The sequence below is a fragment of the Moorena sp. SIO4G3 genome (assembly GCF_010692305.1).
GTDB classification, from domain to species: domain Bacteria; phylum Cyanobacteriota; class Cyanobacteriia; order Cyanobacteriales; family Coleofasciculaceae; genus Moorena; species Moorena producens_A.
The window spans coordinates 1-8,183 of sequence record NZ_JAAHIG010000380.1 but is presented as its reverse complement, the minus strand read 5'-3'; the positions used below and the strand labels follow the sequence as shown (position 1 = coordinate 8,183).

Annotated in this window: 9 protein-coding genes and 1 pseudogene; 9 read left to right on the top strand and 1 reads right to left on the bottom strand. The window is 40.9% G+C overall.

The features are described from left to right. Positions 1 to 127: 127 nt before the first annotated feature. On the bottom strand, positions 128 to 628 hold the full coding sequence (ectA, locus tag F6J99_RS37210) for a diaminobutyrate acetyltransferase (RefSeq protein WP_293120810.1): 501 nt from the start codon (positions 626 to 628) through the stop codon (positions 128 to 130). Positions 629 to 1,828: 1,200 nt separating this feature from the next. On the opposite strand from ectA, the gene F6J99_RS37205 reads away from it, so the two are divergent. From F6J99_RS37205 to F6J99_RS37165, 9 genes and pseudogenes are all read left to right on the top strand, one after another. Then, the gene (locus F6J99_RS37205) at positions 1,829 to 2,380 is read left to right on the top strand and encodes an NUDIX hydrolase (RefSeq protein WP_293120808.1); all 552 of its coding nucleotides are present in this window, start codon (positions 1,829 to 1,831) and stop codon (positions 2,378 to 2,380) included. Then, positions 2,373 to 3,794: an FAD-binding domain-containing protein gene (locus F6J99_RS37200; RefSeq protein ID WP_293120806.1), complete on the top strand. Its 1,422-nt coding sequence runs from the start codon at positions 2,373 to 2,375 to the stop codon at positions 3,792 to 3,794. Before F6J99_RS37205 ends, F6J99_RS37200 begins: the two co-directional genes overlap by 8 nt. Positions 3,795 to 3,839: 45 nt before the next feature. After that, the gene (locus tag F6J99_RS37195; protein WP_293120812.1) at positions 3,840 to 4,136 is read left to right on the top strand and encodes a hypothetical protein; all 297 of its coding nucleotides are present in this window, start codon (positions 3,840 to 3,842) and stop codon (positions 4,134 to 4,136) included. Positions 4,137 to 4,419: 283 nt separating this feature from the next. Further along, positions 4,420 to 4,974, top strand: coding sequence for a SpoIIE family protein phosphatase (locus F6J99_RS37185; protein WP_293120802.1), 555 nt, complete (start codon positions 4,420 to 4,422; stop codon positions 4,972 to 4,974). Positions 4,975 to 5,153: 179 nt separating this feature from the next. Then, the gene (locus F6J99_RS37180) at positions 5,154 to 7,382 is read left to right on the top strand and encodes a dynamin family protein (protein WP_293120800.1); all 2,229 of its coding nucleotides are present in this window, start codon (positions 5,154 to 5,156) and stop codon (positions 7,380 to 7,382) included. Between the two features lie 154 nt (positions 7,383 to 7,536). Beyond that, positions 7,537 to 7,797 (top strand): type II toxin-antitoxin system HicB family antitoxin, encoded by a 261-nt coding sequence (locus tag F6J99_RS37175; RefSeq protein ID WP_293120798.1) that lies wholly within the window; start codon positions 7,537 to 7,539, stop codon positions 7,795 to 7,797. Beyond that, positions 7,770 to 7,853 carry a hypothetical protein gene (locus F6J99_RS45880; protein ID WP_365975040.1) on the top strand — a complete coding sequence of 28 codons (84 nt, stop codon included), beginning with the start codon at positions 7,770 to 7,772 and terminating at the stop codon, positions 7,851 to 7,853. The genes F6J99_RS37175 and F6J99_RS45880 overlap by 28 nt, the downstream gene beginning before the upstream one ends. 3 nt (positions 7,854 to 7,856) lie before the next feature. After that, the gene (locus F6J99_RS37170) at positions 7,857 to 8,033 is read left to right on the top strand and encodes a hypothetical protein (protein ID WP_293120796.1); all 177 of its coding nucleotides are present in this window, start codon (positions 7,857 to 7,859) and stop codon (positions 8,031 to 8,033) included. After that, a pseudogene (locus tag F6J99_RS37165) lies at positions 7,999 to 8,183 on the top strand (hypothetical protein); the annotation flags it as partial. The gene F6J99_RS37170 and the pseudogene F6J99_RS37165, both read left to right, overlap by 35 nt.

Here is an 8,183-nt window from a genome sequence, read left to right as displayed (position 1 = left end):
AGGTTCATTCTCATACACATTGATAATCTTATGACGTAAATCAATAGAATAAGGTCTCACTTTTTTCTTGGTTTGGCTCAAATTATAATATCTTGATTATACCTCACTAGATCTGAAAAGGCTGTATTTAATTTAATTGAAGAGGAAAAATTTTATATAAAATCTCAGAATCGTGTGATTCTGTATCAAAATGAGAAACATCAAGAAATGAATTGGTTTGGCAATTAGCTTTATTTTCTTCGGCAAAACCGATAAAAATATTTTGTGATAATTTATTTGCCGGTGAAATGGTTGTTTCTAAACTTTGAATATCACTAAAATTTGGTTGTTTGGTTAGCCATTTTAACATATTCGTGGCAACTTTTCTGCCTCTGGCTTTTTCGGCAACGGCTACCTGCCATATAAACAGGCATTTCGAATTTTCGGGCTTTAAATAACCAGAGATGAAACCGATTATTTTCTGCTCATATTCTGCAACAACACAAGTATTTTGAAAATCACTACAAATAAGATAATAATAGTATTGGGAGTTAACATCTAAAGGTGGGCATTTTTTTATTAGATGATAAACCTCAAGTCCATCTTCTAACCTTGGATGTCTGTAAGTTATAAGAGAATCGGCTTTCATATTTAGTTGACTTATTTTTTAGTTTTTGTTATTGAACCAATCATCACAAAACATGCATAATTGTTCAAAGCAAAGGGACATCGAGTTATGGGTACTCTATTTCATTTGAGCATTTTTTTTGATTGAAATAGTAATCGACAAGCTATTATACCTGCATTTCATTATTTTTATTTGTTAATTTTTATTAATCGCTAAGAGAAGGAATTCCCACAAGACTCTGAAGGGGTGACGAAATAGCCTGAAACTCTTTAAATGTAAAGTGTTCACCATTTAAAAAACACTTAAAAAGTCAACTTAGTAAGTCAGAATACTTATTCTTTTTAATTCTGCTTAGTCTCGTACAGACAATTAAAAACGTAAATTTATAAAAATTAGCAAATATTTTATCAATTACCATAAAATTTTAAAGTCGTAGAAAAGCGATGCATCGCTAAATTTCGCTCTTTCCATTGAGTTCTGTCAATAATTAATAGCAGATATCCTTGATGAATAAGCTTTAGCTTTTTACATTGTATTATTTGTTTTCGATTATAGAGACGAATCAGAAACTATTGTTTAAGTATTTGCTTGATGATGGTAAACCACAAAAGTTGGGCACTCAATTGATGTAAATATAAAAATATTTGTAAACTGCGTGCGTACTCGGCTCTGATATTTTATCGGTTATGGAAATCATTCAGCTAAGTCCGACAAGCGCACATTTAGATGATTTTGTAAAAGTAAAATTAACAATTGTAGTGTTAGATATTGGCCAGGATTCAGATGAGTCTCCAACACCGTCTGGTAGAATTTAGGAAACATATTTGCTTTGGGGGAGGCTACAGAGACCTCCTGATTTTTTGGGCTTAGGGTTGGCTTAAAGCATTATTCTCTCTAGTTTACAGCTCCCTTGTAACCCCTTGAGTATTTGGTTAAACTAAAATTAGTAGGCTTTCAGATTTTTTTCGTATAATTACCTGATCAACACAGATGGGACAACAGTAGAAAAAACTGGAGTTGCAAAAATTGGCATCCGGAAAGCAGTCACCCTGACACTACGTTCGGCAACCATTAGCCTAAAGCTTAAAGCCTATGCTGGAAAGAGCTTTGGTGCTTGCCTGGCACAAATTGCCGGAATTGGATAGAATCAGTGACGGGATTTGCGATCGCACAACTCCTCCAAGGGCTAAACTGTCTTAATCTTTAATCCTTTATTTTTTTATGCTACCTGGTCAAGAACCCCCAGAACTTCTGAAAAAACACCTATTTTTCCAAGGAAGACGATTTAGTTTCGAGGTCAATTCTCTACGTCTTCCTAATCAATCAGAAGGGCAATGGGAATGTATCCGTCACCCTGGTGGTTCCTTGGCGGTACCGGTAACACCCGATGGTAAACTGGTACTCGTACGGCAATATCGGTTTGCTGTTAGTGGGCGTCTTTTGGAATTCCCTGCTGGTACTGTAGAATCCCATGAAAGCCCAGCTGAAACTATTAAACGGGAGATAGAAGAAGAAACTGGCTATCGCGCTCATAGCTGGAAATCTTTGGGAAAATTTTCCCTTGCTCCTGGCTATTCCGATGAGTACATTTATGCGTTTCTGGCGGAGGATTTGGAGAAATTGGAAGCCCCTCCTAAGCAAGATGATGATGAGGATATAGAGGTGGTTTTAATGACACCGAAAGAGTTAGAACAAGCTATCTTGGACGGTGAGCCAGTGGATGCTAAATCTATTTCCAGCTTTTTTATGGCTCGTCCGTTCTTGAATGACTAACCTGATTCTCTTCTGGCATCGCCGTGATTTACGGATTTATGACAATGTGGGACTAGCTGCTGCTTTTGAGCTCAGTCCCAAGCTTGTGGGTGTTTTCTGCCTTGACCCTACTATTCTAGAGCGGGATGATATTGCCCCAGCAAGAGTAACTTACATGATTGGCTGCTTACAACAATTGCAGCAAAGTTACAGGCAAGCTGGTAGTCAATTATTAATCTTACATCAAGACCCTAGGCAAGGAATTCCTAATTTAGCTACTGCTCTGGAGGCTAAAGCTGTTTGTTGGAATTGGGATGTGGAACCTTATTCTAAGGAACGGGATCAAGCTGTAGCAGCAGGGTTGAAGGAAAAGGGTATTGCTGTCTATAACTATTGGGATCAGTTATTACACGCACCAGGAGAAATTTTCACTAAGTCTGGCAATCCCTATAGTGTCTACACTCCTTTCTGGAAAAATTGGCAAGGTCAATCTAAGGCACAACCTGTAGCAACATTGAGTAGGGTTGAATCCCTGACGGAAATAGAACAAGAGAATGCCTTGGCAGCAGGGGTGATTGATTTACCTAGCGCTAGAGATTTGGGGTATGTCTGGGACAATGAACTGTTAGTGGCACCAGGGGAAAAGGTAGCCCAAGAGATTCTGGAGGAATTTTGCGATCGCACTATTGGGGATTATCAGGAACAACGTAATTTCCCAGGGGTAGATGGTACCTCGAAACTTAGTGCTGCTCTCAAGTTTGGTGTGATTGGGATTCGCACGGTTTGGCAGGCGGCTCAGAATGCCTATAACTTGAGTCGCAGTGATGAAGCTCGTCAAAGTATCCAAACCTGGAAACAGGAACTGGCTTGGCGGGAGTTTTACCAACATGCCATGTATTTTTTCCCAGAATTAGCACAAGGGCCTTATCGCCAGAAATTCCAAGATTTTCCCTGGGAGAATAATCCAGAATTCTTTCAAGCTTGGTGTGAGGGCAAGACTGGCTACCCGATCGTTGATGCTGCGATGAGGCAGTTAAATGAAACCGGATGGATGCATAACCGCTGTCGGATGATTGTTGCTAGTTTTCTGACTAAGGATTTGATTATTAATTGGCAGTGGGGCGAAAAGTATTTTATGCAGCGGTTATGGGATGGAGACCTGAGTGCTAATAATGGTGGTTGGCAATGGAGTGCCTCTAGTGGTATGGATCCTAAACCATTGCGAATTTTTAACCCAGCTAGTCAGGCTAAAAAGTTTGACCCGGACGGTGAGTATATTCGGAAATGGTTACCGGAGTTGAGTTCTGTGGATACGGAGTATGTGGTGAGTGGGAAGATTCCTGAAAGCGGACGCGAAATGTGTGGGTATCCAGCACCAATAGTAGATCATAATCAGCAGCAGCGTCGGTTTAAGGAACTATATAAGGAATTGTAGTGATGCCAAGGCGTTGCTTAATAATGGAATGATTTTAAGAGTGAGGTGGAACTGGCATCTTGGTGGAACTGGCATCTTGGTAGAACTGGCATCTTGCCAGTTTCAATATATTTTCGAGCGGGCAGGATGCCCACTCTACTCCTATTGATTCCAAGATTCAGCAATGCCGATGCCAAAGGTGGTGCGTTACCGGGCGGGCTGTCCCAACACTGGCGCTCGGGGTTGAACATGATGGCAAGCCCGCCCCTCACCCTACGTACTCTCTTCTTAATCCATGGGCAGACTTATATCAAAAAAAAGAACAAACTTGGCATGAGGCATCAGAGGTTTCAGAGCCTGTAAATAGCTCTCGGCATCCGAACGGTTATGGAAGCGAGCGAAAACTACTGGTTGCCTCCGTGGCAATAGCCGGATCATAACCCATGGGTATAGGCATGCACCATAAAACATAAAATTAAGTTATCTCCTGTAAGGGGGACCAAGAGCCAGCCTTGAGCCTACGGAAATCCCTAGGCTGGCTCTTCCCGTGGATTTTATGTCCACAATTTGATTTTAGCACAAAAAAATTTACATTATAGCATATTTTGAAAATTTTTGTAACAAATTCTTGAAGTAGTCGCGAGCGGTGCGATCCAGATGTAAACAACCTACCCTTGTGAGTCTCTGGATAGTTCATTTGTTCTGCAACTTTGACCTACTCCCAACTACACTAAGTGTAATTTTAGGGATTAGTCACAACTTACTAGTGGCTCATGTGGGAGACAGTCGCATTTACTTAATCAGGAAAGAACAAATATGTCAATTAACTGAAGACCACTCACTAGTAGCGATGTTACTTGCCAGTGGTGAAATAAACTACGAAGAAAGTCTTGACCATCCAGATAGTAATATCCTGACTAAATCTCTGGGTTCAAAACCAAGTCTTAGTGATGGTTATGTCCAAGATTTGAGCCGCTTTTATCAAGACTTATTTCTACCTCTAGAAGATAGGGATATCTTGGTCATCTGTTCAGATGGGGTCTGGAGTTTAGTGTCAGATCCTGAACTAGCGGAAACCTTTATCAAAACTCAGCCTTTACAAGCAGCTGTTGACGAAATTATCCAAAAAGTTATAGATAATGGAGCATATGATAATGCTACAATTTTAGCATTGGATTGTTGTATAAAAAAGGCTAGCTAATTGAGGCATCTGCACTTAAATAAAGTCTAGCATTTATAAATGAGATGTAAACCTAGGAGGTCTTTTTTTATTGTCAAATAAAACTCCAGAGCTGTTTTCCCTCTTGCCTCTTGCCTCTTGCCTCTTGCCTCTTGGCCTTTGGGAGTATGTTCACAACTCAAATCCAAACGCTATAACTTATGTACACCAATCAACAGAGAACCGATATAGCCTCTCGTATTACCGAAATCCTTGACAAACGCAAACCCTTTATTGAACGCCTCACCAGTGTAGAAAAGCACCTAAAAACCCTTCAATCGACACTACTTGAGCTAGAAAAACACCGCCAGAAGCTAATTAAATTACCCGATAATGCTGAAATAGCTGGTAACTTACAACAAATCAATTTCCCTGGACTACTAAAGCGCTTGGAATTTCAGACTAATAAACTAGCTCAACTTCATACACGTTTTGACCGTGGCACCCTTAATATTGGTGTAGTGGGCTTAATGGGGCAAGGTAAAAGTACACTACTCAAAAGTTTGAGTGGACTTTCCGATGATGAGATTCCTGCTCGTGAAGGAGGAGCCTGCACAGCAGTTCGGAGTACAGTCTATCATCAAAATCAACCAACCTATGCTAGGGTAACATTCCATGATGAAGACTCATTTCTCAAAGAAGTTATTGGCTCCTATTACGAAGAACTACGCTTAGCACCCAAACCAAAGAGTCTGGATGAATTTGCTAGCCAGCTTCCCGAACTGCCTAGTGATGCTGCCACAAAAAAAGCCATGTACCAACGGCTGCGCAACGAATATTATGCTCATTTCAATCAGTATCGCCATCTACTGGAAGCAAACTCCCCTCGGGTATTAGATCGGGTTCCCAAGGAAGAAATACGTAACTATGTAGTTCACCAACAAGAGGCCAATAGTGACTTCGCGGTTTTGGCAGTCAGAGAAGTAGAGATATTCTGTCCTTTCAGTAGATCCGAAGTTGAAAAGATCGCCTTGGTAGACATACCCGGTTTAGGGGACCTCAGAGTAGGGGATGAAAACCTGATGCTACAAACCCTAGGGGAGCGAGTGGATGTAGTTCTTTTTGTGCGGAGACCAGACTCTGTACGCTACGGCTGGGAAGCAAGAGATACAAAACTTTATGACACAGCCCATAAAGCCCTCAATGACCTGCCAGAGCGGTCTTTCATGGTACTCAATAAAATGAGCAGTGCTGATCAAGACAACTCTAAAGGCTGTGAAACCCTTAAAAGAACGATTCGCGAAAACCACATAGAGGTGGTTAATTGTGTAATGGCTGACTGTTCTAATCCTGGCAAGGCTAACCAAGTTCTGGAGTTAATTCTAGACTACCTAGTTAACAACATTGAAGACCTCGACAGTAAATATGCCAAAGCTTACCAAGACCATATAGATATCCTCCACAGAGACTTAGACACTGATTTACAGAAAGCCAGTAAAGCCCTAGCTGGATTTGGGGATGAAGACCAGTTATTTGTGGAGCGATTCAAAGAGTTTAAAGAAGAACTATCTGACAGTCTTGAAAAATTCCTCAAAAAACTCAGAAAAAATCGGGAAACAGTTGATCCTTACTTTAAAGCAAAAGTCGATACTGTAATGAAAGCCTGCCAAAGTGACTCGGGAATTCCAGCACTAGAAGAAATTGAAAGACAACGCACAGACCGATTCGGAGGCTCTTACAGGTCTACCTACTACGGATCGATTGCAGCGATGCGAGCGAACCTTTCAAAGCATTTCCTTTCCTTAAACGAAGGGCTACAGCAGTCGGTGGAGCAGCTCAAATCAGAAGTAACAAATGTGCTGGTAAACCTGAAAAAGGGGCACTTGGGGAATCTCACTAAAGAGCGTGATGCCAAGTTTCTAGGGGTGATGACCGAGTTACTAGATAAGTATAACAATCAATTAGAGCTAGGGTTCCGAACCCTTTGGGAGTCTCAAGTTTCCTATGAAGGATTAATTATACATAGTATTCGACAGCACTTTGATGACGAACTTGAACCCGATCTAATCAACAACAACACCCTGAGCATTACAAATTCCGAGTCAGGAAAATCCCAAGTTGAAGAGTTTAATCAACAAGAAGTAAAAAATCGTCTAGAAGCGCTTCATAAAAAAGTGGTCATTAAATGCAAGCAAACCTTAGATCAGTGGTTAACTGAGCCGAGCCAAGTCAGATACTTCATCATCGGAGAGTTTTTTGATCGTATTCACTATGCCAAAGATATAGGAGACCAGTGGCGGACTTTTCTAAGAAAGGAAGAAATTCGCTCGAAAGTATGGCCTGAGTTCCAAAGGCTCAAAGAACATAAACAAATTCAGCAGGAGTGGCAAAATTTGCTCCAAAAAGCAATCAGCAGCAACACATTGGAATCTATGCAGTTTTTGAATTAACTTTGCGTAAGCTATCAGCCTGCTTAACTGACAAAAGTTGAAGTGGAAAGATCGAAAATTCAGAGTAGTCAGGGTGTGCATAAGGTTGACAAAAGTACAGAGGTGATGAGTTAAAATTAAAATACACAAAAAACTATTGAGCAAGCAAACCCAAATGCAGATTAAAGTCGCAATACATCCAGCAGAAGAAGGTGGTTTTTGGGCAGAAGTACCCGCACTACCTGGCTGCATTACTGAGGGAGACACAATGGAAGAGGTTTTAGCAAATCTTCAAGATGCCATTGAAGGTTGGTTAGAAGTTGCCAGCAATTCCTATATTCCTGAACCAAACAGCAAAATTGTGGAAGTTACAGTATCAAATCTGTTTCTGGCAAAAAATTCTGTAAAATTGTTGAGAAAAAAGGATGGGTTTTGAGAAACATTACAGGAAGCCATTATTTTTATGAAAAGCCAGGAGATATACTAGATTAGTTATTGCTAGCATGCCTCTTACCTATTGCCTCTTGCCTCTTGCCTCTTGCCTCTTGCCTCTTGCCTCTTGCCTCTTGCCTCTTGCCTATTACCTCTTGCCTCTTGCCTCTTGCCTCTTGCCTTCCTAAAATTGTAGAAACCTACAATGTCTATTACCTGTATAGTATGCGGTCATATTAATACTGGCAGTAACAACTACTGCACTAGTTGTGGTGCGGCTCTTGAGTTTGAAGAGACTGTTAGTTCATCACCCTACCATTTGCCTGCTGGCACACTCCTAAGGCAGAGTCATTATCGGCTCGAAAAAGTCCTAGGAGAAGGGGGATTTGA

Excerpts from the sequence above, each read along its gene's own strand:
- ectA (WP_293120810.1), bottom strand. The coding sequence starts at position 628 with ATGAAAGCCGATTCTCTTATAACTTACAGACATCCAAGGTTAGAAGAT.
- F6J99_RS37205 (WP_293120808.1), top strand. The coding sequence starts at position 1,829 with ATGCTACCTGGTCAAGAACCCCCAGAACTTCTGAAAAAACACCTATTT.
- F6J99_RS37200 (WP_293120806.1), top strand. The coding sequence starts at position 2,373 with ATGACTAACCTGATTCTCTTCTGGCATCGCCGTGATTTACGGATTTAT.
- F6J99_RS37180 (WP_293120800.1), top strand. The coding sequence starts at position 5,154 with ATGTACACCAATCAACAGAGAACCGATATAGCCTCTCGTATTACCGAA.
- F6J99_RS37175 (WP_293120798.1), top strand. The coding sequence starts at position 7,537 with ATGCAGATTAAAGTCGCAATACATCCAGCAGAAGAAGGTGGTTTTTGG.